This is a genomic window from Pseudomonas imrae (genome assembly GCF_046352735.2).
Taxonomy (GTDB): Bacteria; Pseudomonadota; Gammaproteobacteria; order Pseudomonadales; family Pseudomonadaceae; genus Aquipseudomonas; species Aquipseudomonas imrae.
In genome coordinates this window covers 3,339,606-3,364,679 of record NZ_CP110853.2, presented here as the reverse complement: position 1 = coordinate 3,364,679, position 25,074 = coordinate 3,339,606, and the positions used below count along the sequence as shown (strand labels likewise).

Here is a 25,074-nt window from a genome sequence, read left to right as displayed (position 1 = left end):
AAAAAGCTCGTTCCTGCAGATGCCTGTTTGCCTCAGGGTTGATCGATCAGGCTGAATATCCGGGTCATCGGCCGCCATTTTTCATTTGGCAGGGTCCACGGCGTGGGCTGCTGAAAGCGCGACATCAGCGCTTCCCATTCCAGCACTTGCGCATCGCTGGCGCTGGCCTGGGCAAACGCTGTTGCACTGAACTGTGGTCCTGTGTCCATGACCATGAACAACCGGGTGCCCAGTCGCCAGATCTGCATATCCAGCACGCCGTGCTGGCGCAGGTGGGCGCTGATCTGCGGCCAGATCTGTTGGTGCAAGTGCTCGTACCGGGCAATCAGCTCCGGGTCGTCGATCAGGTCCAGCGCCAGGCACTGGCGGCTCATGTCAGCGCCCGGTCCAGATGGGTGTAGCCGCCATCTACCACCAACCATTGCCCGGTGGTGTGAGAAGAGCGCGAGGACAATAAAAACAGCACGCTGTCAGCGATCTCTTCGCTTGTTGTCATGCGTTGGCCGAAGGGGATTTTTTCGACGATGCTCGCCAGCTTGGCTTTCGGGTCGGTGAAGGTGTTGATCCAGCGTTCGTACAGCGGGGTCATGACTTCGGCGGGAATCACCGCATTGACCCGAACTCCGTCGCCGAGCAATGAGGTGGCCCATTCGCGGGTCAGCGATAGTTGCGCGCCTTTGGCGGCGGTGTAGCCGCTGGTGCCACCCTGGCCGGTGAGGGCGGTTTTGGAACTGATATTGACGATAGATCCGCGCGTGGCCTTGAGCGCGTCTACGCACAAATGCGTCATCAGGTAGTAATGGATCAGGTTTTTTTCCAGGGATTCGACGAACGCCGAGCGCCCGGCTTCAAGCCCGACACCATCGTTGACCCCGGCGTTATTGACCAGACCGTCAATGCGGCCCAAACGTTGCAATACCAGGGCGACGGCGGCGCGGCAAGCGTCTTCGTCGCGCAGCTCAACCTGGATAAACAGGTGTCGCGGGCTGCGCTGATCCAGTTGCTGCGCCAGTTCATCGGACAGCGGGCTGTGACCGAAAATCACCGGGATCGCGCCTTCGTCGGCCAAACCCAGCGAAATAGCGGCGCCGATGCCCGAGCCGCCACCCGTAACGATAAAGACCTTGTCTTGCAGGTACAGATTCATCGTTTCACTCCTTCAATCCTATAAAGGGCGCAGGCATTCGCGCCCCAGATCGCTGCTTGTTCTGACGCGCTCAAACCCTGCAGCGCGCCGTCGAGCAAGGTGCAGGTGTCTGCGTAAACGCCCGCCAGCAGACACACTGGCCAGTCGGAGCCGAACATCAGGCGTTCAGGGCCGAACAGCTCCAGCGCAGTGTGCAAATAGGGCGCAAGTTGTGCGTCGCTCCAGCCTTGCCAATGGGCTTGGGTAATCAGCCCCGACAGTTTGCAACTGACGTGGGGCAGTGCTGCCAATGGCGCGAGTTGCTTGGCCCAAGCCTTCAAGTCGTTGGTCTGCACATCGGGTTTGCCCAAGTGGTCGAGCACCATTGCGTGCCGGTCATGTTGCTGGCACAAAGCTGTTGCAGCGCCCAGATCCGGTGACTTGATCAATACTTCGTAGACCAACCCCTGACGTTGCAAGCTAGCCAGCCCCCGACCGAATGCCGGGTTCTGCATGAACTCGGCAGGCGAGCTTTCGTCCTGAATTTGATGACGAAAGCCACGCAACACCGATGCCTGGGTCCAGCGTTCCAGCGACTGCTCCAGGTCGCTGGAACACAGGTCTACCCAGCCCACTACGGCACGAATCCATGGGTAGCGTTCGGCCAATGCCAGCAACTGATCGGTCTCGCTTTCGCAGGTGCGGGCCTGCACGGCAATGCAGCCGTCAAATCCGCTGGCATCGAGCAAGGGCTGCAAATCATCGGGTTGAAAGTCACGGCGCAGGCAGTCCATGCCGGCAGTGATCCACGGATAGCTTGCGGCGTCATAGCGCCAGAAGTGCTGGTGTGCATCCAGCCGCAGTGAGGGCGCCATGGCATTCAGCCCCGATACCGGTACTGTTCGCGGGATGCGGCTTTCATCTGGATCGAGAACCCCGGCGCCTGCGGTGGCATGTAGGCCGCATTGCGAATCACGCACGGGTCTTCGAAGTGTTCGTGCAGATGGTCGACAAACTCCACCACGCGCCCTTCATGAGTCCCGGCGATGCATAGATAATCGATCATCGACAGGTGCTGCACGTACTCGCACAAACCAACGCCACCCGCGTGTGGACACACTGGCAAGTTGTACTTGGCGGCCATCAGCATCACCGCCAGCACTTCATTGACTCCTCCCAGCCGGCAGGCGTCGATCTGCACCACATCGATCGCCTCGCGCATGATCAGTTGCTTGAACACGATGCGGTTTTGGCACATCTCGCCGGTGGCGACCTTCACCGGGGCCACACCGAGGCGGATTTTGCGATGGCCCTCGACGTCGTCGGGGCTGGTGGGTTCTTCGATAAACCACGGGTTGGCGAAAGACAGCTCGCGCACCCAGTCGATGGCTGTGTCGACTTCCCATACTTGGTTGGCGTCGATCATCAATTGACGATCCGGCCCGAGCACTTCGCGAGCAATGCGCACGCGGCGTATATCGTCCTGCAAGTCATGGCCGACCTTCAACTTGACGTGGGAAAAGCCCGCGTCGACGGCTTCCTGGCACAGCCGGCGCAGCTTGTCGTCGGCATAACCCAACCACCCGGCAGAGGTGGTGTAGCAGGGATAGCCTTGGGCCTCGAGCAGTGCAATGCGCTCGGCCTTGCCGTGGGCGCGCTCGCGCAGAAAGGCCAGGGCTTCTGCCGGGGTGATGCAATCGGTGATGTAGCGAAAATCAATGCAGCGCACCAGTTGTTCGGGGCTCATATCGGCCACCAGGCGCCATACCGGTTTGCCTTCGGCCTTGGCCCACAGGTCCCAGGCAGCGTTGACCACAGCACCAGTGGCGAGGTGAATCGCACCTTTGTCCGGGCCGATCCAGCGCAGTTGGCTGTCGCTGGTGACGTGGCGCCAGAAGCGGCCCATGTCTTCGGCGATCCATTCCAGCTTCAATCCCACCAGCAGACCCGCCAGTGCATTGATCGAGACGCAGCAAATCTCGTTGCCACGGCCGATGGTGAAGGTCAGGCCATGACCTTGCAGGCCCGGCGTATCGGTTTCGAGAATCACATAGGCGGCGGAATAATCCGGGTCCGGGTTCATCGCGTCCGAGCCGTCCAGCGATTGCGAGGTGGGGAAGCGAATGTCTTCAACGCGTACGGCGGTGATCGTGGTCATGGCGCAACTCCCTGTCAGTCGGCATTCACAGTGCGTTGGTTTTGTTCACCGAGGCCTTGGATGCCCAGGCGGATCTGCTGACCTGCGCGCAGGTAGACGGGGGCTGGTTTGATGCCCAGGCCTACGCCGGGCGGTGTGCCGGTGGAAATCACATCACCGGGTTGCAGGCTCATGAACTGGCTGAGGTAGCTGACGATTTTCGGAATCTGGAAAATCATCGTGCGCGTGTTGCCGTTCTGATAGCGCTTGCCGTCGACTTCCAGCCACAGATCCAGCTGATGCGGGTCAGCGATTTCATCGCGGGTCACCAGCCATGGACCGATCGGGCCGAAGGTGTCGCAGCCCTTGCCTTTGTCCCACGTGCCGCCCAGTTCCAGCTGGAACTCGCGCTCGGACACATCGTTGACCACGCAATAACCGGCCACGTGTTCGAGGGCATCGCTTTCGCTGATGTAGCGACCGCCTTTGCCGATAACCACGCCGAGTTCGACTTCCCAGTCGGTCTTGCATGAGTTGCGCGGGATTTCTATGTTGTCGTCGGGGCCGCCAATGGCGCTGGTCCACTTGCTGAACACCACCGGCTCGGCCGGGATGGCAGCGCCGGTTTCGGCAGCATGGTCGGCGTAGTTCAGACCAATGCAGATGAATTTTCCTACCTGGCCGACGCAAGCGCCGATGCGCGGCGAGCCTTCGACCCGTGGCAGGGTCGAAGGGTCGATGTCCTGCAAACGGGCAATGCTTTGCGGGCTGAGGGCATCGCCTGCGATATCTGTGACCACTGCGGACAAGTCGCGCAGATCACCGTTGTTATCAAGCAAAGCGGGACGTTCCAGGCCTTTTTCGCCGTAGCGCAGCAGTTTCATAAAATTTCCTTTATCGATTAGAAATCCAGGCAGGAGCGAGCTTGCCCCTACATCAGGAGTCAGTTGCTCCAACCACCATCAATGATTTGCGCCGTGCCGGTGGTGAAACCGCTGGCGCTCGATCCCAGGTACAGCGCCAGTTGCGCTATCTCCTCAGCAGTACCAATGCGGCCCATCGGTTGGCGCGCAGCAAAGGCGTCGTACACCTGCTCGGTGCTGCGGCCTTCGCGCAGGGCTTGTTCGCTGATGCGTTGACGCAGGGAAGGGGAGTCGACGGTGCCGGGGCAGATGGCGTTGCAGCGAATGTGCTGGCTGATAAAGTCCGCCGCAACCGAACGCGTCAGGCCAATCACTGCGCCTTTGCTCGCGCAGTAGGCAAAGCGGTTGGGCACGCCTTTGACGCTGGACGCCACCGACGCCATGTTGATGATCGAGCCGCCGCCGCTTTCCAGCATGGCAGGCAAGAACGCACGGATCATGCGGTACATGGCCGTGACGTTGAGGTCCAGGGCGAAGGACCAGTCTTTTTCGTCGCACTCGAGAATGTTGCCGCTGTGCACCACGCCCGCGCAGTTGAACAGCACATCCAGCGCACCCAGCTCTTTTGCCAGGCGGCCAATGGCAGCGGCATCGGTGACGTCTAAAACATGTTTGTGCGCGCCTTCCAGAGAGTCGAGGGCGCCAGCATTGATGTCGGCGGCGAAGACTTCGGCGCCAGCGGCGAGGTACGCCTGGACACTGGCCAAGCCAATGCCCTGAGCGGCTGCGGTGATCAGCACGCGCTTGCCGGAAAGATCCATGAGGTACTCCGTGACGCTGTTGATTGTTTTTATTTTTTCTTGTTTGACTAAGGCCTAAAGGTCAGGCCATTACAGGCGTAGTAAATGGCAAATCGACGCAAGTGACAGGATAAGGTTTGCTATGATCGCTCTACGATATCCGTCCAATGGTCAGGCCATTGGGCCTTTTGTAGCATGCACCTCAAGCGTCAACAAGCGTCTTTTTTTAGAAAAAATGCTCGATAGCTGCTTCACTCTCCAGAGTTAATTGCACGATGCCATTTCAAGTAATTGATAACCAAAGACTTTACCGACAGATCGCCGACCAGCTGCGGGCCTTGATCGACAGCGGTGAATTTCCACCGGGCAGCCGCTTGCCGGCCGAGCGCGAGTTGGCCAAGCTGCTGGGGGTGAGTCGGGCGTCGATACGCGAAGCAATGATTGCGCTGGAAGTTATTGGCTTGGTGGATGTGCGTGTAGGCAATGGGGTTCTGGTCTGTGAACCGGCAGTAAAACCGGCTTCCGATGAACCCGTAATGGCCCAGGCCACGCGTGATCAGTGGAAAGAGCTGGACCCTGAACTGGGGATCGAAGTTGATTTCAGCGCAGAAATTCCACCATTCGCGTTACTCCAGGCCCGGCGTTTGATCGAGCCAGAGGCTGCGGCACTGGCGGCGGTGAATGCCAGCGATGAAGAATTGGCGGGTATTCGCGAGGCGTTCGAACGTAACGTTCAGGACAACCGCGAGGGTTCACACACCCATCCCGGTGATCGTCTGTTCCATATCCGCATCGCTCAAGCTTCGGATAACCCGGCGTATGCGCTGATGATTCAGCACCTGCTGGGCCATCGTTACGGCAGCATGTTCCAGCGTTTGCAAAGCCACTACAGCTCGGGCGATATGCCCCATCGTTCAGAGGACGAGCACCGCCGCGTGTTGCAGGCCTTGGAACAACACGATCCGGCTGCAGCACGTCAGGCAATGGCCGAGCATTTGGATGAGGTGATCCGGATTTTCAGTCGTAACGCTCAATAGCCCAAACCGGTTATTTGGCCCCGGACTCACCCCATCATTACAGAATCACCACTGCCACCAGTCCACACACCACGCCCATCAGCATGGTCAGCCCGGCCACGGTCACCAATACGCGGGTGTCGAAATCCTTGCGCAGCATCAATAGCGACGGCAGGCTCACGCTTGGCAAGGTCATCAGCAACGCCACGGCAGGCCCGGTGCCCAGGCCCAGGGTCATCATGGTTTGCACGATAGGAATTTCTGCTGCCGTGGGGATCACAAACAGCGTGCCGACCACCGCCAGCGGCACCAGCCACAACAGGCTGTCCGCCATCGCCCCGTCCACGTGGGGAAACAGCCACACCCGCGCTGCGCCCAGTAACAACACCGCCAGGATATAGACCGGGATGGTGCTCCAAAACAATTGCCACAAGCTGCGCAGCCAACGGCTCAGGAACGGTTGGGTCTCGGTGTTGCTGACGTCGGCCACAGCCTCAAGCGCTACTTGCGGCACCTGATCAGGGCGGGCGATTCGTTGTGCGATCAGTGCCACGCCCACTACCAGCACGAGGCCTGCCACCAGCCGCAGCGCGGCAAAATCCCAACCCAGGACAAACCCCATGAATACCAGGGTGGCCGGATTGAGCACTGGATTGGCCATCCAGAATGCCAATGCCGCGCCTACCGATACTTGCTGGCGACGCATGCCTGCAGCCACCGGCGCGGCGCAGCAGCTGCACATCATGCCCGGCAGGGCAAACAGCCCGCCGCGCACGGTGGAGCCGAGCCCGGCGCGACCGAACAGGCGCAGCAGCCAGTCTCGCGGGATCAGCACTTGCAACAGCGAACCGAGAATCACCGCCAGCACGGCAGCTTTCCAGATCGCCAGGAAATACACCTTGGCGTAGGCCAGTGCCGCGGCCAGTGGAGCGCTGTGTTCGTCGTTGAGTATGGAGCCGCCGATGCTGTGGCTGTCCGCTGCCACGAAGGCCTTGAAGTAGTAGGGCGACCACTTCACGTAATACAGGCCAACACAGGCCACCAGGAGAAACAGCGCCGGTTTCCACCAGAAAGACCAGCCGCGCACAGGGCTGGCAGAGGTGAGGTTGGACATAGTGATGATCCGCAGGTAAGTCGATAGCGGCACATCATACGCGCAGGTAAAGCGGTTCGCCCGGGAAGCTCGAGGGCTCCCACAGGGAGCCAGCTCAGGTGTCGGCGTTTACATGCGTTGCATCCGGGCAGGTGTGCAGGCCGTTATCCAGGCCTTGCTTGTAATTGCGGCTGAGCAGGGTGGCCTTGCCATCGTGCCATGTCAGGGTCAGCACGTAGAGCGTGTCGAAGTCATTCCCGGACCAGTCATCGGTAATGGTGCGCTTTTCGCCCAATGCTTCGCTCGCCACCTTGTTGATCAGCTCCGGCAGATAACCGTGGGACCAGGCGGTGTAGATGATCGAGTTGCGGTATTTGCTATCTACCAGTTCATCTGCCAGTTCGCTGGTGTCATTGGCCGAGAACTCAATGTTCACCGGCAGGCCGAGCTTGATGGCGCTGGGGCTGATGGTCATCAGGGGGCGAATGTAGCTGTAGGAATTGTCCAGTTCACCTTCCTCGACATTCCGGGTCGGATTGGCCGCGAACACAAAATCGGCGGCGCCGAATCTTTCGGGCAACACCGTGGCCAGGTTCATCGCGCGATTGAGGCCCTGGCAATTGAGCTGGCCCAGGCCGCCGGCCGGCTTTTCGCCGTGGCGCAGGAACACCAGGGTCTGTACGCCATTGACCTGCTGGGCACGGCTTTCGCGGGCTTCGAGGGTCAACATCAATGCACCACCCACCACCAATAACGGCAACATTATGTATGAATATCGTTTAAGGCGCTTGGCAAGGCACAACGGCTGGATCTTCATTATTGGTCAAGTCTTCAGTGCATCGGATTACGGCTTACGAGCCGGCCCACAGCGGTGCTTCCCGCATCGCATGGTGCTCCGTGACAAATATGGCGGTATGCCTCCATTCAACCGTTCAAGCGCATTTAAGAGTGCAACTTGGCATTTTGGTTCGTTTGTACAGGAGGTTAGCGAGTTGATGTTGCGAATTGAAGACCAATGCAGGCTGCGCGTCAGATGACTATGATGGGGGTTTCCTGTCCTGGTGCTTATCGATGACTTCTCTATCGGCATTCCCGATCACTGCCAAATGGCCCGCCCAGCATCCTGAGCGCTTGCAACTGTACTCCCTGCCGACCCCCAACGGGGTAAAAGTGTCGATCATGCTCGAAGAGTTGGGGCTGGCGTATGAGGCGCATAAGGTCAGCTTCGAGACCCAGGATCAGTTTTCTGCAGAATTTCTGTCGCTGAACCCCAACAACAAGATCCCGGCGATCATTGATCCAGCGGGCCCTGGCGGTGAACCGCTGGCCTTGTTTGAATCCGGCGCGATCCTGATTTACCTGGCGGAGAAGAGCGGCCAGCTGTTATCCAAGGCTCCTGCGGCTCGCTACCAAACCCTGCAATGGCTGATGTTCCAGATGGCAGGGGTGGGCCCCATGTTTGGCCAGGTCGGTTTTTTCAACAAGTTTGCCGGCAAGACCTACGAAGACAAGCGCCCGCGCGATCGTTACGCTGCTGAAGCCCGGCGTCTGCTTGGGGTGCTGGAGCAACGCTTGATGGGGCGCACCTGGATCATGGGCGACGACTACAGCATCGCCGATATCGCCACTTTTCCATGGATTCGCAACCTGATCGGCTTCTACGAATCTGGCGACCTGGTAGGGATCCAGGATTTTCCCAACGTACTGCGGGCGCTGCAGGGATTTGTCGCACGGCCCGCGGTGATTCGCGGCTTGAGCATTCCTGAATAACACCTAAGCACATCTACTTCTGATAGGGATTTCATGCCAACCTTCGATTTCAAGCAATTGGATGTTTTCAGTCACCAGGCCATCAAAGGCAATCCCCTGGCCGTGGTACTGGGCGCCGATAGTCTCAGCGACCAACAAATGGCCGATTTCGCCAATTGGACCAACCTCAGCGAGACCACGTTTTTGCTCAGGCCCCGTGATCCACGGGCCGATTACCGGGTACGTATTTTTACCACCTTGTGCGAGTTGCCGTTTGCGGGTCACCCGACCTTGGGCAGTTGCCATGCCTGGCTGCAGGCCGGCGGTGTAGCCAAGGGCGAAGAAATCATCCAGGAATGCGAGATCGGTCTGGTGCGTATTCGCCGCGAGGGTGATGAACTTGCTTTTATCGCGCCCCCACTGCTTCGCTCAGGCCCGTTGGAGGCTGATTTGCTGGAGCGTGTGTGCCGGGCGCTGAATCTCGAGCCGCAAGCCGTTGTCCGCAGCCAGTGGGTCGATAACGGAGCGGGTTGGCTGGCATTGATGCTGGCGGACCGGGAGGCGGTGCTGGGGTTGCAGCCGGACTATTCGCAACTGCTGGGGTTGGCAGTGGGCGTGATTGCGCCGTGGAACTCAGCTCGCGTCGGTGACGACGCGCAATTTGAAGTACGTGCTTTTATTGCCGGTGATGGTGCCCCGGAAGATCCGGCCACTGGCAGCCTGAATGCGGGAGTTGCCCAATGGCTGTTGGGCGAAGGCCTGGCGCCGAGCCGTTACGTGGTCAGCCAGGGCACGGCGATGGGGCGTGCCGGGCGTATCCGGGTAGAGCAGCAGGGCGACGAGATCTGGATCGGTGGCGCTGTTACGCTGTGTATCGATGGGCGCTTGACGCTTTAACGAGCATCGGCGCAAACGCCATTGTTACTTGAATGGAAAAACAGCGTTATGGATGCGGTGTTTGTGCTCTCGGTCAATCGCGGCATAAGCTTTCGCCCTTACGCTACCGGCCTCGCCAGATGCGCTGGCCTTTCTTGTAGGAAATTGTAGGAAAATTCATGTCCAGTCAGTTCCCCGAAGCCCGTTCTCGCCGTCTGCGCCGCTCCCCGGAGTTGCGCAGCCTGTTCCAGGAAACCGAATTTACCCTCAACGATCTGGTGCTGCCGATTTTCGTCGAAGAAGAAATCGATGAATTCGTACCGATTACCAGCATGCCGGGCGTGATGCGTATTCCCGAGTCGAAACTGGCGGGTGAAATCGAGCGCTATGCCCGGGCCGGGATCAAGTCGGTGATGACGTTTGGCGTGTCCCATCACCTGGATGCCAGCGGCAGTGATACCTGGAGCGAGCGTGGCCTGGTATCGCGCATGTCCGCCATCTGCAAGGATGCAGTGCCGGAAATGATCGTCATGTCCGACACCTGCTTCTGTGAATACACCGATCATGGTCATTGTGGTGTGATGCACGGCAGTGAGGTCGATAACGACCGCACGCTGGTCAACCTCGGCAAGCAAGCCGTGGCTGCCGCGCGTGCCGGTGCTGACGTGATCGCGCCGTCGGCAGCGATGGACGGCCAGGTCCAGGCCATTCGCCGGGCGTTGGATGAGGCGGGGTTCACCCATATCCCGATCATGGCGTATTCCACCAAATTCGCCTCGGCCCTCTACGGCCCGTTCCGCGAGGCCGGCGGCAGTGCGTTGAAGGGCGATCGCAAAAGCTACCAGATGAACCCGATGAATCGCCGCGAGGCGGTGCGTGAGTCCCTGCTGGACGAACAGGAAGGTGCCGACTCATTGATGGTCAAGCCTGCAGGTGCGTACCTGGACATCATCCGTGACATCCGCGAAGCCTCGCGCTTGCCGGTGGCGGCGTATCAGGTCAGTGGCGAATACGCGATGATCAAGTTCGGCGCCCAGGCCGGGGCGATAGATGAGGCACGGGTGGTCCGGGAAACCCTGGGCTCGATCAAGCGCGCGGGCGCGGACCTGATCTTCACTTACTTTGCGATGGATCTGGCGTTGGCCGGCATCTGAGCCGACTGATTACTCCCAGGAGCGAGCAGGCACCAGGCGTGTCCCTCGCTCCAGGGGTGGCAAGGCTTTATCGCTGTGCAAATGCCAGGTTCAACCCCAGGCCTGCAAAGGCTGCGGAAAAACTGCGGCGCAGCCAGTTCTGTACCCGTGGCGACTCGATCACGGCTCGACGGAATACGTTGGCCAGCAGGCCATAGATGACGAATACCGCAAATGTCATCGCCATGAACACACTGCTCAGTACTGCCATTTGCAACACTGGCGCGCCGGCGCCCGGTGTAACGAACTGGGGCAGGAATGCCAGGAAAAATATCGTCAGCTTCGGGTTGAGAATGTTCAGCAGAAAACCTCGCAGCATCAGGCTACGGGCGCTGGAAGTGGTGGGTGCGTCATTCACCGAGAAGGCAGAACGATCCCGCCAGGTGACGTAGGCCAGGTACAGCAAATAAGCCGCGCCGGCATATTTCAAGGCTTCAAAGGCCAATGCACTTGTATGCAGCAGGGCGGACAAACCGAGGGCTGAGGCCATCAGATGCGGGATGATTCCCGCCGTACAGCCCAAAGCCGCGAAAATACTCGCGCGTTTGCCGGCCGTCAGCCCTGTGGAAACGGTAAAGATCACCCCCGTTCCTGGGATCAGTACGACGATTAGGCAAGTAATCAGAAAATTCAGGCTAAGCATGGCGTTCAAAGTCCTTGTTGGAACCGTGGGGCTTGATCGTTCCATATTTTGCTGCGGTTGGCGAGAGCAGCGAACCGACGTTGGACTTGTCGGTCGATATCTGCCAAGACTGGACCTTCACCGCTCAAGGACACTTCATGTACTCATCCCGCCTGATCCTCTGCCTGACCACTTTATTGGTGCTTGCCGGCTGTTCGACGCAACGCAGCCAGCAGCAACCGGAGCGCAGCGAGGCCGAGGTCAAAGCGCAGATCGTACGATTGATGCCGGCGAAGATCCCTGATCGTGCCGGTTGGGCCCAGGATATCTATACGGCATTCAACACGCGTGAAATCTACCCCGGCACCGAGAACATCTGCGCGGTATTGGCTGTGACCGAGCAAGAGTCGACGTTTCAAGTCAATCCACCGGTGCCGAACATGGGCAAGATCGCCCAGGATGAAATCTTCAGGCGTGCGGCCAAGGTCCATGTCCCCGGCGTGCTGGTGCGCACAGCGCTGCAATTGCGCTCACCCACCGGCAAGTCCTACGCCGAACGCTTGAGGTCGGCGCGCACCGAAAAAGACTTGAGCGCGATTTTCGATGACTTTATCGGTGTCGTGCCTTTGGGGCGTACATTGTTTGGCAGTTTCAATCCGGTGCATACCGCAGGCCCCATGCAGGTCAGCATTGCCTTCGCCGAGAAACAGGCGCGCGGTTATCCCTATACGGTGGATGGCAGTATTCGCCGGGAAGTGTTCACCCGGCGCGGCGGCATGTATTTCGGTATCACGCACCTGCTGGATTACCCGGTTAATTATGACCAGCCGTTGTACCGCTTCGCTGATTTCAACGCTGGCTGGTACGCCAGTCGCAATGCCGCGTTCCAGGCAGCTGTCAGTCGTGCCTCGGGCAAGCCCCTGGCGCTGGACGGCGACTTGATCCGGCACGGCTCGATCCTCCCTGGGACTACGGAACTGGCAGTGCGATCGTTGGGCAAGGCGCTGGACATGCGCAACCCGAGTATCCGCAGCCAACTGGAGCAAGGCGATAGCCTGGATTTTGAAGACACGACCCTGTACCAACGGGTATTTGCCCTGGCCGAGAGGGCCGAAGGCAAACCACTGCCGCGGGCGATCCTGCCGGGCATCGTGCTCAAAAGCCCGAAAATCACCCGCAACCTGACTACGGCCTGGTTTGCCAATCGGGTGAATGACCGTTATCAGCGTTGCATCAAGCGCTGACCCGGCGATCGACAGGCGCTATCGACAGGGATTTGCGTGGTTGATGTTGATAGGCGTGAGGTAGAGGCCGGGTTAAACCTCATCTTCCTCCCCCTCAAAGGACTATTTCGTCATGGCTGCCATCCCGGAAGGTTTCATCCCGTTGCCGCGCAGCAGCCCGCTGCTGGATCTACTGGGCCCGGTATATTGCCGTGGCGAGGGCTTGCGCCTGCACCTGGGCCTGCGTGCCGACAGCCGCCATGCCAATGGACGTGGCACTGTACACGGTGGTGTGCTGGCGACCTTGGCGGATGTGGGCATGGGGTACGCCATGGCGTTTTCCAGTGAGCCGCCACTGCCCCTGATTACGGCGAGCATGACCCTTGATTATCTGGGCGCGGTGCAGGTGGGCGAGTGGGTCGAGGTGCGGTTGGAGCACCACAAGCGCGGGCGCCAGATGGCGTTTGCCACGGTCAGCTTGCAGGTGGGGGAGAAGGTGGTAGTACGGGCCAGTGCGGTGTTTGCGGTGCCGTCGGTTCCTTCTGGTCAATGAGTATCAAGGCGGGATAGGGAATATCCAAATCCCACCTCAAAAAAGAAAGGCCCGACTTTTCGTGGAGTCAGGCCTTTCTCATGTTGCTCGATGAATCAGTTGCGTTCGAGGGCCAGTGCTACGCCCTGGCCGCCGCCAATGCACAAGGTTGCCAGGCCTTTCTTGGCATCGCGCTTGATCATCTCGTGAAGCAGGGTCACCAGCACCCGGCAGCCTGACGCGCCAATCGGGTGGCCGATAGCAATGGCACCGCCATTGACGTTGACCTTGTCGGCATCCCACTCCAACTCCTTGCCCACCGCCAATGCCTGTGCGGCGAAGGCTTCGTTGGCTTCGATCAGGTCCAGCTCGGCCAGTGTCCAGCCGGCCTTGTCCAGGCAACGACGGGTGGCAGAAACCGGGCCGATACCCATGATCGCTGGATCGACACCAGCGTTGGCATAGCTGGCGATACGGGCCAGGACCGGTAGGCCGAGGGCCTTGGCTTTGCCTGCGCTCATCAGCAATACCGCGGCAGCGCCGTCATTGAGGCTGGAAGCATTTCCGGCGGTCACGCTGCCGTCCTTTTTGAACGCGGGCTTGAGCTTGCCCAGGGAGTCGGTAGTAGTGCCGGCGCGGGGCTGTTCGTCCACGGCGAAGGCCACCGGGTCACCCTTTCGCTGGGGAATCAGGATCGGCGTGATTTCGTCGACAAAACGCCCGGCCTCGATGGCCGCAGTGGCTTTGTGTTGCGACGCGGCAGCAAAGGCGTCCTGGGCTTGGCGGCTGATATCGTATTTGTCCACCAGGTTCTCGGCGGTGATGCCCATGTGATAGTCGTTGAATGCGTCCCACAAGCCGTCGGTGATCATGCTGTCGACCATCTTGGCGTGGCCCATGCGCAGGCCGGTACGGGCGCCAGGCAACACATAGGGTGCCAGGCTCATGTTCTCCATGCCGCCGGCGATGATCACTTCGGCGTCGCCACAACGGATCGCCTGGGCGCCAAGGTGCAGGGCCTTGAGGCCTGAGCCGCAGACCTTGTTCAAGGTCAGGCTCGGCACTGCATGAGGCAGCCCGGCGAGGATCGATGCCTGGCGCGCCGGGTTCTGGCCGCTGCCAGCGGTCAGAACCTGTCCGAGAATCACTTCATCCACCAGCGCAGGATCCAGGCCGGTCTGCTCCAGCAGGCGGCGGATCACCGCGGCGCCCAGTTCCGGTGCCGGGATGCTGGCCAGTGAACCCTGAAAGCTGCCCACGGCGGTGCGGGTGGCAGCAACAATCACGACGTCTTGCATGGAATCTGTCCTCACTGGAAATGCATTTCTGGAACATGGTCCGGGACGATCAGTTTACCGGCGGTCTTGCTGACAATCTCTTCGACGCTGACGCCAGGTGCGCGTTCCTTCAGGACAAAAGCGCCATTTTCGATCTCCAGGTACGCCAGGTCCGTCAGTACGCGCTTGATGCAGTTAGCGCCGGTCAGCGGCAGGCTGCATTGGCTGAGTAACTTGGATTCACCGTCCTTGGAGGCGTGGGTCATGATCACGATGATATTTTCTGCGCCAGCCACCAGGTCCATGGCGCCGCCCATGCCCTTTACCAACTTGCCGGGGATCATCCACGAGGCGATGTTGCCTTGTACGTCCACTTCAAAAGCGCCGAGCACGGTGAGGTCGACATGACCGCCACGAATCATTGCGAAAGATTCGGCCGAGGAAAAAATCGAAGCGCCAATACGCGCGGTGACGGTTTGCTTGCCGGCGTTGATCATGTCGGCATCGATGGTTTCTTCGGTAGGAAATGGTCCCATGCCCAGTAGGCCGTTTTCCGACTGCAGCATCACTTCCATGCCTTCGGGAATGTAATTGGCCACCAGGGTCGGGATGCCGATGCCCAGGTTGACGTAGAAACCATCCTGCATTTCGCGGGCGACGCGTTGAGCCATTTGTTCGCGGGTGAGAGCCATGTGTTGTCTCCTTATTATCAGGGCTGGAGGATTATTTGCGTACGGTGCGCTGTTCGATGCGCTTCTCGAAGGTGCCGCAGATAATCCGGTCGACGTAGATGCCTGGGGTATGGATCTGCGCCGGGTCCAACTCACCCGGTTCGACGATTTCCTCGACTTCGACCACGGTGATCTTGCCGGCAGTAGCGGCCAGCGGGTTGAAGTTCTGCGCCGTGTGACGGTAGATAACATTTCCGAAGTGGTCGGCTTTCCAGCCTTTGACGATGGCGAAGTCGCCGGTAATGGACTCTTCCATCAGGTACGGGCGACCGTTGAATTCGCGAGTTTCCTTGCCTTCGGCAACCGGGGTGCCGACGCCGGTGGCGGTGAAGAACGCAGGAATACCGGCACCACCGGCGCGCATTTTTTCGGCCAGGGTACCTTGAGGAGTCAGGACCACTTCGATTTCGCCACTGAGCAGTTGCTTCTCGAACAGGGCGTTTTCACCGACATAGGAGGCGATCACTTTGCTGATCTGCTTTTGCTCCAGTAATACACCCAGGCCAAAACCATCGACACCGCAGTTGTTGGAGACCACGGTCAGGTCGCGTGTGCCCTTGCGTTTGATCTCTGCGATCAGGTTTTCCGGAATGCCACACAGGCCAAAGCCGCCAGAGAGTACTGTCATGCCGTCCTCAAGACCTGCCAGCGCTTCTTCATAGGACGCCACGCGTTTATCGAAACCTGCCATATGCACCTCTTTTATTGTTTGTGGGCCAGCCATTGCTTCAGAGTGTTGCGCTGATGGATTGATTTGTTAAGTTGTTTTTTAAGGTTTATTGATTTAAAAAACAGCATAATTGTCGACAACCAGGAGCAGTGCCATGACCGTAAAACAGATGCGCGCCTTCCTTGCTGTGGCCCAGAGCCTGAGTTTTGCTGCCGCGTGCGAGCGCCTGCATTTGTCACAGTCGGCCCTGAGCCTGACCATCAAAGGCCTGGAGGAGGGGCTGGGTGGCCGACTGTTCAGCCGCAACACCCGTAACGTCGCGCTGACTCCCGAGGGTGAATCGCTGTTACCCCTGGCCCGGCGCCTGATTGCCGATTGGGACAATGCCGAGGATGAGCTGCGCCAGCGGTTTACCTTGCAACGCGGGCGGGTGACGGTGGCGGCGATGCCTTCGTTTGCCGGTAATTTGTTACCGCCGATCCTGAAGGTATTTCGAGCTCGTTATCCCCATGTCAACGTCACCGTCCATGACTTGATTAATGAGCAGGTGCTGGAGATGGTCCGCGATCGCCAAGTCGAACTGGGTGTCGCGTTCGAACCATCGACTGGGTCGTCGCTGCACTTCACTCCCTTGTACCTGGACCGTTTTATTGCCGTGGTGCCGGGTGATTCGCCCCTGGCGCAGAGGTCCGAAATCGACTGGATAACCTTGCTGGCACAACCTTTCATCACGTTGCAGCGGCCTTCGACTGTGCGGGTGATGCTGGAGGAGCACTTGGGCGTACTGGATATGAAACTGCCGGTGGCGCTGGAAAGCCATCAACTTGCCACGGTGGGCAAGATGGTCGCCAGTGGATTGGGGGTCAGTGCCGTGCCAGCGCTGTGCGCGCGGCAGATGGAAGAGGCAGGTGCTCATTGCATCACCTTGACTGGCCCGGTGATCGAGCGACCGATCGGAGTGTTGACCAAGCCCGGTCACGAACTGTCGGCGGCAGCCCAGGCCTTGTTTGATATTTTTCGTGATGAAGCAGCAAAAGGCCGATTTCCAGCATTGCTTTAAATAAGCCACGGAACGATAAAAAGCCTGCTCGTTTAAACGAACAGGCTCAAGTAGTTAGTTGTGTTATATCAGCAGTATCTGTCGATCACTTTAACGTGCGAGTTGTCCTTGAGGGACTGCCACTCGGTATTAAGTGTATGGAAGACCTGCTCAATAAAGTTTCGATCGGCAGCCGCCTTCTTGCCAACATAACCCTGGCCACGACGGTACATCTTCAGGCGCGCCGCCAGTTCACGGTTATTTTTGTCGAACTCTGCTTCTTCGGTGTGGGGCGCCAGGCAGTCAATCTGGACTTCGCCCGATTTGCCAATCCACAGGATATGGTCGTCGAGTGTGTCTTTCTGCGCTGCGAACATCTCAGCCAATTCATCGATAGTTGGTTGGTTGTTCAGATTCATGTGTAAGCCCCTTGACCAGTTGGCGATCTATCAATTGATTCGTTAAAACTGCTTAGTTGTCTCCGGTTCCGAAAACCGGGCGTCAGTAACGGTCTGCCGAATACGGGCAGGGTCTTGAACCTGATGCATGTAGTCTTGCTGATGAACTGCTACGCAACGCTTTCATAACGAAGACAAGCAGCGATTTAGCTCCTTGTACCGATCCCTTTCAGGAATGGTCAGCTTCATCAATCTGCCTTGTGGGCAGTGCACATCCGGAGAAACAGCTCGGCGGTCAGACGAGCTTGTTCAAAACGCGTGTTACCTACGCTCCCGATCCGGGAGACGTCTGAATCATGCAAGGACAAATTGATTACGTCAACGATTATGTAGTGATTATTTTTTGTCACTACATAAAAAGTTGCGGGGCGGGGTAGATGCGGGGAAAGGTGACTTGGGCGTCACTTTTTGTACTGTTGGGCCGGGTCTCTGTGGAGTCGGGCTTGCCCGCGATGCAGGCACTGCGCTGTGCCAGTTCCGCCTCGGCGATGCTATCGCAGGCAAGCCAGCTCCCACAGGACCGGAGCTGGGTGTTTGGGAATATATCATTCGCCGCGGATGTACTGTTCCAATTGTTTGATAAGGTCGGCCTGCTCGGCAATGGCTTCCTTGACCAGGTCACCAATGGACAGCAGGCCCAGCAACTTGCCATTTTCGACCACGGGCAAGTGACGCAGGTGGCTGTCGGTCATGATGTTCATGCATTCATCAACGCTTTTATGGGTGTCGACGGTGATCACCGGCGAGCTCATTACCTCATCGACCCGGGTGGTGACCGACGACAAGCCTTTGAGTATGAGCTTACGAGCGTAATCTCGTTCGCTGATGATCCCTACAACCGCGCCCTCCTTGACGACCGGCAAGGCTCCGACGTTTTTCTCGGACATCCGCACCAGCGCTTCAAACACGGTGTGGTCCCATTGGATGGTGTGGACGTCCTGATTCTTCTGGTCCTTGGCTTTGAGCACTTGTGCGACGGTTTTCATGGCAACTACTCTGGTGTTGTTGTAGGAAGTCTGCGTGTCCCCTACAGAATCCTAGACGCCTTGGTCTGAGGCAAGGTCCAAAGCGGCGCATATCTGGTCGAAAAACGTCATTCGCCGGTTTTTTTCGCCTTTGATCGGGTATTTGCCGGTTTTTTTGCTCGGCTGGAGTTGGCGGCTGTCTTGCGTTTGTTCTTCCACGGCGTGGCATCTCGCCCCGCCGGGCTGGCGGGGCCGGTGATGGTCATGCGCATGCCATTGCAGCGGGCTACCTGTTTGCTCATCCACGCGGCTTGTTTGGCGACGAATTCTTCCAGGCTCATCTCACCGCTCTGCACCATGTCCAGCGCCTGTTCCCAAATGGCAGTGGTGCCGGGATCGGCGATGGCCCGGGGCACTGCGTCGATCAGGCTGAAAGCCGCCGGGGTTGCCGACAGCGCCTTGCCGTTCTTCACTAGGTAACCTCGGTCCAGCAGGCCCTGGATAATCCCGGCGCGGGTGGCTTCGGTGCCAATACCGGTGGTGTCCTTGAGCTTCTGCTTGAGCAGCGGGTCTTGCACCAGCTTGGCGACGTTTTTCATCGCCTTGATCAGGTCGCCTTCGGTAAAAGGCTTGGGTGGTTGGGTCCACAGGTCCTTGAGATTGACCTTGGCCACCGCATAGTCCTGACCTTGCACCAGCATTGGCAAGGCTTGGGGCGCGGGAGCTTCCCGGCCTTTGGCGGGGGCAAGGGCTTCGGGCAGTGCGCGTTTCCAGCCAGGCTCCATGACTACCTTGCCGACAGCGCGCAAGGCAAACCCTGCGCAATCGAAATCCGCCTGGGTGCGATCGTATTCGTGGTTGGGCAGGAATTGCGCCAGGTAACGCGCGCGTATAAGGGTGTAGACCGCACGGTGCTTGCCGGTGAGCAACGCGACATCCTTGCCGGCCCCAGTGGGAATGATGCCGTGGTGCGCGCTGACCTTGGCGTCGTTCCAGGCTCGCGAGCGGCGCTGGGGATCGATATGCACCATCAGTTCGTTGACCGCTGCGTCTGCGCGGCCCAAGGCTGCGAGAATCTTCGGGGCTTCGCTGTGCTGGCTCAATGGCAAGTAGCCGCAGTCGCTGCGTGGATAGGTGATGACCTTGTGGGTCTCGTAGAGTGACTGGGCAATGTCCAGGGTTTCCTGGGCGCCCAGGCCGAGTTTCCTGGAGCAGATTTCCTGCAGGGTGCCGAGGTCGAAGGGCAGGGGTGCCACCTCGCGCATGCGTTCGGTGCTCAGCTTGACCAGCCGCGCACTGGCGGCGTTGTCCATGGCATCGGCGGCGTCCCGCGCCAGTTGCGGGTTGAGGCAGCGGCCCTGGTCGTCACAGGCATCGTCGTTGGCGCGCCATTGGGCGGTGAAGGTCATGCGCTCGTGGCGCAGGTCCACATCGATGGCCCAATACGCGACGGGGACGAAATCAGCGATGCTGCGGTCGCGGTCCACCACCAGGCGCAGGGTAGGCGTCTGCACCCGACCCACCGGCAGCACACCCTGGTAACCGGACTGGCGGCCCAGCAGTGTAAACAAGCGGCTCATGTTCATTCCGATCAGCCAGTCGGCACGGGAGCGTCCGAGGGCCGAATGGTAGAGGCTGAAGGTATCGGCGCCGGGCTTGAGGGCCGCCAGGGCCTTGCGGATCGACGCATCGTCGAGCGCCGACAGCCACAGCCGCTGGATCGGCCCGCGGTAGCGGCAATGTTCTACCAGTTCCCGGGCGATCATCTCGCCCTCGCGGTCGGCATCGGTGGCGATTACCAGTTCCCGGGCTTCCCCCAGCAGGCGCTTGACCGCCTTGTACTGGCTGGCGGTCTTGGGCTTGACCTTCATCTTCCATTTTTCCGGGACGATGGGCAGGTCGGCCAGCACCCAGCGCTTGTACTTGGAGTCATAGGCGTCGGGCGGGGCGGTTTCCAGCAGGTGGCCGATGCACCAGGTGACCGTGACCTCCGCGCCCACCCAGCAGCCGTCGCCCCGCCGGCGTGCACCGAGCACGGCGGCGATGTCTTTGGCCTGGGAGGGTTTTTCACAGAGGAACAGCCGCATGGTCACCCCATTCGTTGCAAAGTTGAATGGGGTGCAGGATGGGCAAGATAAGGGCGTTGATCAAGCTTTATCTGGATGGATATACAGCAATTTGTGAGTGCAGAGCCAATGTAGAGCTGACTCGTGTGGGAGCGGGCTTGCTCGCTCCCACACAAGCCAGCTCGCACAAGGGATCTACAGTGTTTGCGGCATAGTCAGTTGTTATCAATATCCACGTGCCGGGTTTCCTTGAGGCACAGCAAGCCGACAATCAGGCTCACTCCGGTAATCACCACCGGGTACCACAGGCCGTAGAAGATATCGCCGGTATACACCACCAGCGCAAACGACACCGTCGGCAGGAACCCGCCGAACCAGCCATTGCCGATGTGGTAAGGCAGGGACATGGAGGTGTAGCGGATACGCGTCGGAAACAGTTCGACCATCAACGCTGCCAGCGGGCCGTAGCACATGGCTGCGATCAGGATCAGGGCGACGATCAGCACCACCACCATGGTCTTGTTGACCTGGGCCACGTCTGCCGCTTTCGGGTAACCGGCCAGGGTCACTGCACCGCGCAGGGCATCCTCGTTGTAGCCGTCGATGCGAATATCGCCGATGCTGACTTGCACGGCGCTACCGGCAGGTGCGGCTTCACTGCTGTACGGCAGGCCTTGTTTGACCAGGAAGGTCTTGACCTTGTCGCACGGGCTGTCAAAGCGCGCCTTGCCCACCGGGTCGAACTGGAAGGTACAAGTGGCCGGATCTGCCAGTACGGTGATTGGCGCCTGGCGGCTGGCCTGGTCCATCGCTGGGTTGGTGTAGTGGGCCAGGCCCTTGAAGATCGGGAAGTACAAGGCAGTGGCCAGCAACAGGCCCACCATCAATACCGGCTTGCGCCCCATTTTGTCCGACAGCCAGCCGAAGAAGATAAAGAACGGCGCGCCAATCACCACGCTGATAATCAGCAACATGTTGGCCAGGGCCGGGTCCATCTTCAGGAACTGGGTGAGGAAAAACAGCACATAGAACTGCGCGGCATAAAAGGTTACGGCCTGGCCTGCGTTGATGCTGAACAATGCGATCAGCACCACCTTGAGGTTTTCCCACTTGCCGAACGACTCGCGGATCGGCGCCTTGCTGGCCTTGCCTTCCTCTTTCATCTTCAGGAACGCGGGCGACTCGTGCAGGCTCATGCGGATCCAGGTGGAGATCCCCAGCAGCACGATCGACAGCAGGAACGGCAGGCGCCAGCCCCAGACCTCGAACTGATCGCCGGTGAAGTAGCGGCACGCCAGCACCACCAGCAACGACAGCAGCAGGCCGATGGTGGCGGTGGATTGAATCCAGCTGGTGTGGAACCCGCGTTTTTCGGCTGGCGCGTGCTCGGCGACGTAGGTTGCCGCGCCGCCGTATTCACCGCCCAGGGCCAGGCCCTGGAGCATGCGCAGCACTACTAGAATGATCGGCGCGGCAATGCCGATGCTCGAGTAGGTGGGCAGCAGGCCGACACAGAAGGTCGCCACGCCCATCAGGATGATCGTGGCGAGGAATGTGTACTTGCGCCCGATCATGTCGCCCAGTCGGCCAAACACCAGGGCGCCGAACGGACGAACCACAAAGCCGGCCGCAAATGCCATGAGCGCAAAGATGAAAGCCGTGGTGTCGTTGACCCCGGCAAAGAATTGTTTACTGATGACCGCCGCCAGGGCGCCGTAGAGGAAAAAGTCATACCACTCGAACACCGTCCCCAGGGACGAGGCGAAGATGACCTTTTGCGACTCCTTGCTGGTGGTCGCGACGCCAGAGCTGGCGTCCAGGGTTTGAGCACGTTCTGACATCGGGTATCCCTCACAGTGATTATTTATTGTTGTTCCACTGTCGACGCCGTAGTGGCGTCGCCTTACCACTTCTGCTCAGCAGAGCGGTGGCATTCAGATTGCTGTAACCAGTTCTTTTTCCGGGGCGAGGCTCCTTGTTTGTGAGGACAGGATCAGTTGTGCGGCTTTTTCCGCGATCATCAGTGTGGGCGAACATGTGTTGCCAGAGGTGATGCTCGGCATGATCGACGCATCGGCGATGCGCAGGCCCGGAATACCGTGAACCCGCAGTTGTGCGTCCACTACCGCGTCCTTGTCGTGACCCATGCGGCAGGTGCCCACGGGATGGAAGATCGTGGTGCCAATCCGCGCGGCGGCTTCTTGCAACTGCTCATCGCTTTGCAAGGCTTCACCGGGCAAGTATTCCACCGGATTAAACGAACGCAGGGCCTGGGCGCCTACGATGCGACGGGTCAGGCGAATGGCGTCGGCGGCTACTCGCAGGTCTTGCGGATGGCTCAGGTAATTGGGCTGGATCAGCGGTGCGGCTGAAGGATCGGCCGAGCGGATATCGATGCGCCCGCGACTCTTGGGGCGCAGGTCGCAAACCGATGCGGTAAAGGCCGGGAACGCGTGCAACGGTTCGCCGAAGCGCTCGAGGGAGAGCGGTTGCACATGGTATTCGAGGTTGGCCGTGGTCTGCTCCGGCCCCGAGCGGGCGAACGCGCCGAGCTGGCTGGGAGCCATCGACAGCGGACCGCTGCGGTCGTAGAGATATTGCAGGCCCATGCCCATCTTGCCCCAGATGGAGCCAGCGATCTGGTTCAGGGTCCGGGCGTTTTCCAGCTTGTAGATCAGCCGCAGTTGCAGGTGATCCTGCAAGTTGCCGCCGACACCGGGCAGCTCATGCAGCACATCGATGCCCAGAGGCTTGAGCACATGTGACGGGCCGATACCGGAACGTTGCAGGATGCCGGGCGAACCTACGGCACCGGCGCACAGGATGATTTCCTTGCGGGCTTTCCAACTGACTAGCTGCCCTTGCTGGCGGCCGACGATGGCACTGGCGCGGCCGTTTTCCAGCAGTACGCGATCGACTTCCACTTCGGTCAATACCGTGAGGTTGGGACGTTGGCGGATCGGCTTGAGAAAGGCCTTGGCCGCGTTCCAGCGTACCCCGGCTTTTTGGTTGACCTGGAAGTAACCGCAGCCTTCGTTATCGCCCTGGTTGAAGTCGTCGATGCTGGCGATGCCGCTTTGCCTGGCCGCTTCACGAAAGGCATCGAGGATCGGCCAGTGCAGGCGTTGTTGTTCGACACGCCACTCGCCCTTGTCGCCGTGCAGTGGGGAGGCGCCGGCAAAATGATTTTCGCTTTGCTTGAACAATGGCAGTACGTCGTTCCAGGCCCAGCCCGGATTGCCTTCGGCAGCCCAGCCGTCGTAGTCGTTGGCCTGGCCACGCATGTAGATCATGCCGTTGATCGATGAACAGCCGCCCAGTACCTTGCCTCGCGGATAGCTCAACGCACGGCCCTGCAGACCTTCCTGAGCTTCGGTCTTGAAGCACCAGTCGGTGCGCGGGTTGCCGATGCAGAACAGGTAGCCGACGGGGATGTGGATCCAGGGATAATTGTCGCGGCCGCCGGCTTCAAGCAGCAGCACGCGATGGGCCGGGTCGGCGGACAGTCGATTGGCCAACAGGCAGCCCGCGGGGCCTGCACCTACTACCACGTAATCGTATTGCGCGGTTGCAATAGTCATCTGGGGACTCGCTTGTTTTTCTTATTGGCTCCATCCTAGTTGTTAGTTTTCGTCTTAAAAATGTTAGTTTTTACCCAGCTGCTGTGCGTTTTCGAACAGCGCTGTTCTCAAGGCCGAGAGGGAAGCGACATGTTTGACTGGAATGATCTGCGGTTCTTTCTCGAGTTACAGCGCAGTGGGCGCCTGCTCACCGCCGCCCAGCGTTTGAAAACAACCCATGCGACGGTGGCTCGGCATATCGAGGCGATCGAGAAAAGCCTCGGTACTGCGCTGTTCGTGCAGCATGCCCAAGGCTACGAGCTGACGCCGTCGGGTGAAGCGTTGCTCAAGCACGCTGAAGCCATGGAAAACCTCGCGCTGCTGGCCGAAGAAGAACTCACGCATTCGGCCGCGCCCCTGGGCAAGATCCGTCTCGGCGTCGCCGAAGGGTTGGGGGTGATGTTCCTGGCCGGTCGCATGGGTGGGCTGTTCGAGCGTTATCCGGGCCTGGAAGTGGAGTTGGTGGCGGTGCCGCGCTTTGTCAGCATTCTCAATCGAGAAGCGGAAATCAGCATTCACCTGGAGCGCCCCAGCGTGGACCAACTGGTCACGCGCAAGCTCACCGACTATCGCCTAGCGCTCTATGCCAGCCGCAGCTACCTGGCGCGTACGCCGGCAATTGAGAGACGTGAAGACCTGGCCGCGCATGCCTGGATCGATTACGTCGATGATCTTTTGTTCAGTCAGGAACTGAAGTTCCTCAGCAGTTTTTGTCGTAACCCCAAAGTCGTGTTCCACAGCACCAGCGTCATTGCTCAGCACCAGGCGGCGCGTTCCGGGCTGGGGATTGCGGTGCTACCGTGCTTCATGGCAGCCGGGGATCCGGACCTGGTGCCGTTGTTGCCGGAGGAAAGCATCCAGCGCAGCTACTGGATCAGCTCCCGGCGCGAACTGCATAAGTCGGTGCGGTTGCGGGTGCTGTGGGATTATGTTTTGGAGTTATGCGCCAAAGAGCAGCGGCTGCTGTTGGGACAGTAGCTTGAAGGAGCCACCCGTCGCCCCAACCCTCTCCCGTGGG

The 25,074-nt window shown here is 59.5% G+C and carries 25 protein-coding genes; 8 read left to right on the top strand and 17 right to left on the bottom strand.

Annotated elements, in window-relative coordinates:
- Positions 1-32: 32 nt before the first annotated feature.
- Genes OQ460_RS14970 through OQ460_RS14945 form a run of 6 tightly spaced genes read right to left on the bottom strand, consistent with a single transcriptional unit; the run spans position 33 to position 4,947 of the window.
- Entirely contained in the window at positions 33-374 is a 342-nt protein-coding gene (locus tag OQ460_RS14970; RefSeq protein WP_410018228.1) for an L-rhamnose mutarotase, read from the bottom strand.
- Positions 371-1,147: an SDR family oxidoreductase gene (locus OQ460_RS14965; RefSeq protein ID WP_410018227.1), complete on the bottom strand. Its 777-nt coding sequence runs from the start codon at positions 1,145-1,147 to the stop codon at positions 371-373. The genes OQ460_RS14970 and OQ460_RS14965 overlap by 4 nt, the downstream gene beginning before the upstream one ends.
- The gene (locus OQ460_RS14960) at positions 1,144-2,001 is read right to left on the bottom strand and encodes an amidohydrolase family protein (RefSeq protein ID WP_410018226.1); all 858 of its coding nucleotides are present in this window, start codon (positions 1,999-2,001) and stop codon (positions 1,144-1,146) included. The genes OQ460_RS14965 and OQ460_RS14960 overlap by 4 nt, the downstream gene beginning before the upstream one ends.
- Before the next feature lie 5 nt (positions 2,002-2,006).
- Positions 2,007-3,284 carry an L-fuconate dehydratase gene (locus OQ460_RS14955; RefSeq protein ID WP_410018225.1) on the bottom strand — a complete coding sequence of 426 codons (1,278 nt, stop codon included), beginning with the start codon at positions 3,282-3,284 and terminating at the stop codon, positions 2,007-2,009.
- Between the two features lie 14 nt (positions 3,285-3,298).
- The gene (locus OQ460_RS14950; RefSeq protein ID WP_410018224.1) at positions 3,299-4,147 is read right to left on the bottom strand and encodes a fumarylacetoacetate hydrolase family protein; all 849 of its coding nucleotides are present in this window, start codon (positions 4,145-4,147) and stop codon (positions 3,299-3,301) included.
- Between the two features lie 59 nt (positions 4,148-4,206).
- Positions 4,207-4,947 carry an SDR family oxidoreductase gene (locus OQ460_RS14945; RefSeq protein ID WP_410018223.1) on the bottom strand — a complete coding sequence of 247 codons (741 nt, stop codon included), beginning with the start codon at positions 4,945-4,947 and terminating at the stop codon, positions 4,207-4,209.
- A 254-nt stretch (positions 4,948-5,201) separates the two neighbouring features.
- Here OQ460_RS14945 and OQ460_RS14940 point away from each other — a divergent pair, with 254 nt between their 5' ends.
- On the top strand, positions 5,202-5,963 hold the full coding sequence (locus OQ460_RS14940; RefSeq protein ID WP_410018222.1) for a FadR/GntR family transcriptional regulator: 762 nt from the start codon (positions 5,202-5,204) through the stop codon (positions 5,961-5,963).
- A gap of 37 nt (positions 5,964-6,000) precedes the next feature.
- Here OQ460_RS14940 and OQ460_RS14935 read toward each other — a convergent pair whose 3' ends face one another.
- Together OQ460_RS14935 and OQ460_RS14930 are read right to left on the bottom strand one after the other, a co-directional pair.
- Positions 6,001-7,056, bottom strand: coding sequence for a permease (locus tag OQ460_RS14935; RefSeq protein ID WP_410018221.1), 1,056 nt, complete (start codon positions 7,054-7,056; stop codon positions 6,001-6,003).
- 94 nt (positions 7,057-7,150) lie between these two features.
- Complete coding sequence (locus OQ460_RS14930; RefSeq protein WP_410018220.1) at positions 7,151-7,852, bottom strand: histidine phosphatase family protein; 702 nt, start codon at positions 7,850-7,852, stop codon at positions 7,151-7,153.
- Positions 7,853-8,106: 254 nt separating this feature from the next.
- Between OQ460_RS14930 and OQ460_RS14925 the strand changes: the two genes are divergently transcribed.
- The 3 genes from OQ460_RS14925 (at position 8,107) to hemB (ending at position 10,814) form a co-directional block, all read left to right on the top strand.
- On the top strand, positions 8,107-8,805 hold the full coding sequence (locus tag OQ460_RS14925; RefSeq protein WP_410018219.1) for a glutathione S-transferase N-terminal domain-containing protein: 699 nt from the start codon (positions 8,107-8,109) through the stop codon (positions 8,803-8,805).
- A 33-nt stretch (positions 8,806-8,838) separates the two neighbouring features.
- Positions 8,839-9,681, top strand: coding sequence for a PhzF family phenazine biosynthesis protein (locus tag OQ460_RS14920; RefSeq protein WP_410018218.1), 843 nt, complete (start codon positions 8,839-8,841; stop codon positions 9,679-9,681).
- Between the two features lie 158 nt (positions 9,682-9,839).
- Positions 9,840-10,814: a porphobilinogen synthase gene (hemB, locus tag OQ460_RS14915; protein WP_410018217.1), complete on the top strand. Its 975-nt coding sequence runs from the start codon at positions 9,840-9,842 to the stop codon at positions 10,812-10,814.
- 67 nt (positions 10,815-10,881) lie between these two features.
- Here the strand turns inward: hemB and OQ460_RS14910 are convergent, their stop codons facing one another.
- On the bottom strand, positions 10,882-11,496 hold the full coding sequence (locus OQ460_RS14910) for a LysE family translocator (RefSeq protein ID WP_410018216.1): 615 nt from the start codon (positions 11,494-11,496) through the stop codon (positions 10,882-10,884).
- 137 nt (positions 11,497-11,633) lie between these two features.
- On the opposite strand from OQ460_RS14910, the gene OQ460_RS14905 reads away from it, so the two are divergent.
- Both OQ460_RS14905 and OQ460_RS14900 read left to right on the top strand, forming a co-directional pair.
- The gene (locus OQ460_RS14905; protein WP_410022014.1) at positions 11,634-12,719 is read left to right on the top strand and encodes a DUF1615 domain-containing protein; all 1,086 of its coding nucleotides are present in this window, start codon (positions 11,634-11,636) and stop codon (positions 12,717-12,719) included.
- A 112-nt stretch (positions 12,720-12,831) separates the two neighbouring features.
- Positions 12,832-13,251, top strand: a complete 420-nt coding sequence (locus tag OQ460_RS14900) for a PaaI family thioesterase (RefSeq protein ID WP_410018215.1) — start codon at positions 12,832-12,834, stop codon at positions 13,249-13,251.
- 95 nt (positions 13,252-13,346) lie between these two features.
- Here the strand turns inward: OQ460_RS14900 and OQ460_RS14895 are convergent, their stop codons facing one another.
- From OQ460_RS14895 to OQ460_RS14885, 3 genes are read right to left on the bottom strand one after another with little or no spacing between them, the layout of a single operon-like run.
- Positions 13,347-14,528 carry an acetyl-CoA C-acetyltransferase gene (locus OQ460_RS14895; protein ID WP_410018214.1) on the bottom strand — a complete coding sequence of 394 codons (1,182 nt, stop codon included), beginning with the start codon at positions 14,526-14,528 and terminating at the stop codon, positions 13,347-13,349.
- Positions 14,529-14,539: 11 nt separating this feature from the next.
- A complete protein-coding gene (locus OQ460_RS14890) occupies positions 14,540-15,199 on the bottom strand; it encodes a CoA transferase subunit B (protein ID WP_003211625.1) in 660 nt (219 codons plus the stop codon).
- Positions 15,200-15,230: 31 nt separating this feature from the next.
- Positions 15,231-15,929: a CoA transferase subunit A gene (locus tag OQ460_RS14885; protein ID WP_058425579.1), complete on the bottom strand. Its 699-nt coding sequence runs from the start codon at positions 15,927-15,929 to the stop codon at positions 15,231-15,233.
- A 133-nt stretch (positions 15,930-16,062) separates the two neighbouring features.
- Here OQ460_RS14885 and OQ460_RS14880 point away from each other — a divergent pair, with 133 nt between their 5' ends.
- Positions 16,063-16,968, top strand: a complete 906-nt coding sequence (locus OQ460_RS14880; protein WP_410018213.1) for a LysR family transcriptional regulator — start codon at positions 16,063-16,065, stop codon at positions 16,966-16,968.
- Positions 16,969-17,036: 68 nt separating this feature from the next.
- Here the strand turns inward: OQ460_RS14880 and OQ460_RS14875 are convergent, their stop codons facing one another.
- From OQ460_RS14875 to OQ460_RS14855, 5 genes are all read right to left on the bottom strand, one after another.
- Positions 17,037-17,366 carry a hypothetical protein gene (locus OQ460_RS14875; RefSeq protein WP_084377769.1) on the bottom strand — a complete coding sequence of 110 codons (330 nt, stop codon included), beginning with the start codon at positions 17,364-17,366 and terminating at the stop codon, positions 17,037-17,039.
- Between the two features lie 584 nt (positions 17,367-17,950).
- Positions 17,951-18,391: a CBS domain-containing protein gene (locus OQ460_RS14870; protein WP_410018212.1), complete on the bottom strand. Its 441-nt coding sequence runs from the start codon at positions 18,389-18,391 to the stop codon at positions 17,951-17,953.
- A gap of 107 nt (positions 18,392-18,498) precedes the next feature.
- Positions 18,499-20,457 carry a DNA topoisomerase III gene (locus OQ460_RS14865; RefSeq protein WP_410018211.1) on the bottom strand — a complete coding sequence of 653 codons (1,959 nt, stop codon included), beginning with the start codon at positions 20,455-20,457 and terminating at the stop codon, positions 18,499-18,501.
- Positions 20,458-20,651: 194 nt separating this feature from the next.
- Positions 20,652-22,277, bottom strand: a complete 1,626-nt coding sequence (locus tag OQ460_RS14860; protein WP_410018210.1) for an MFS transporter — start codon at positions 22,275-22,277, stop codon at positions 20,652-20,654.
- A 93-nt stretch (positions 22,278-22,370) separates the two neighbouring features.
- Positions 22,371-24,017: a GMC family oxidoreductase gene (locus OQ460_RS14855; RefSeq protein WP_410018209.1), complete on the bottom strand. Its 1,647-nt coding sequence runs from the start codon at positions 24,015-24,017 to the stop codon at positions 22,371-22,373.
- 129 nt (positions 24,018-24,146) lie between these two features.
- Between OQ460_RS14855 and OQ460_RS14850 the strand changes: the two genes are divergently transcribed.
- On the top strand, positions 24,147-25,034 hold the full coding sequence (locus OQ460_RS14850; RefSeq protein ID WP_410018208.1) for a LysR family transcriptional regulator: 888 nt from the start codon (positions 24,147-24,149) through the stop codon (positions 25,032-25,034).
- Positions 25,035-25,074: the final 40 nt, after the last annotated feature.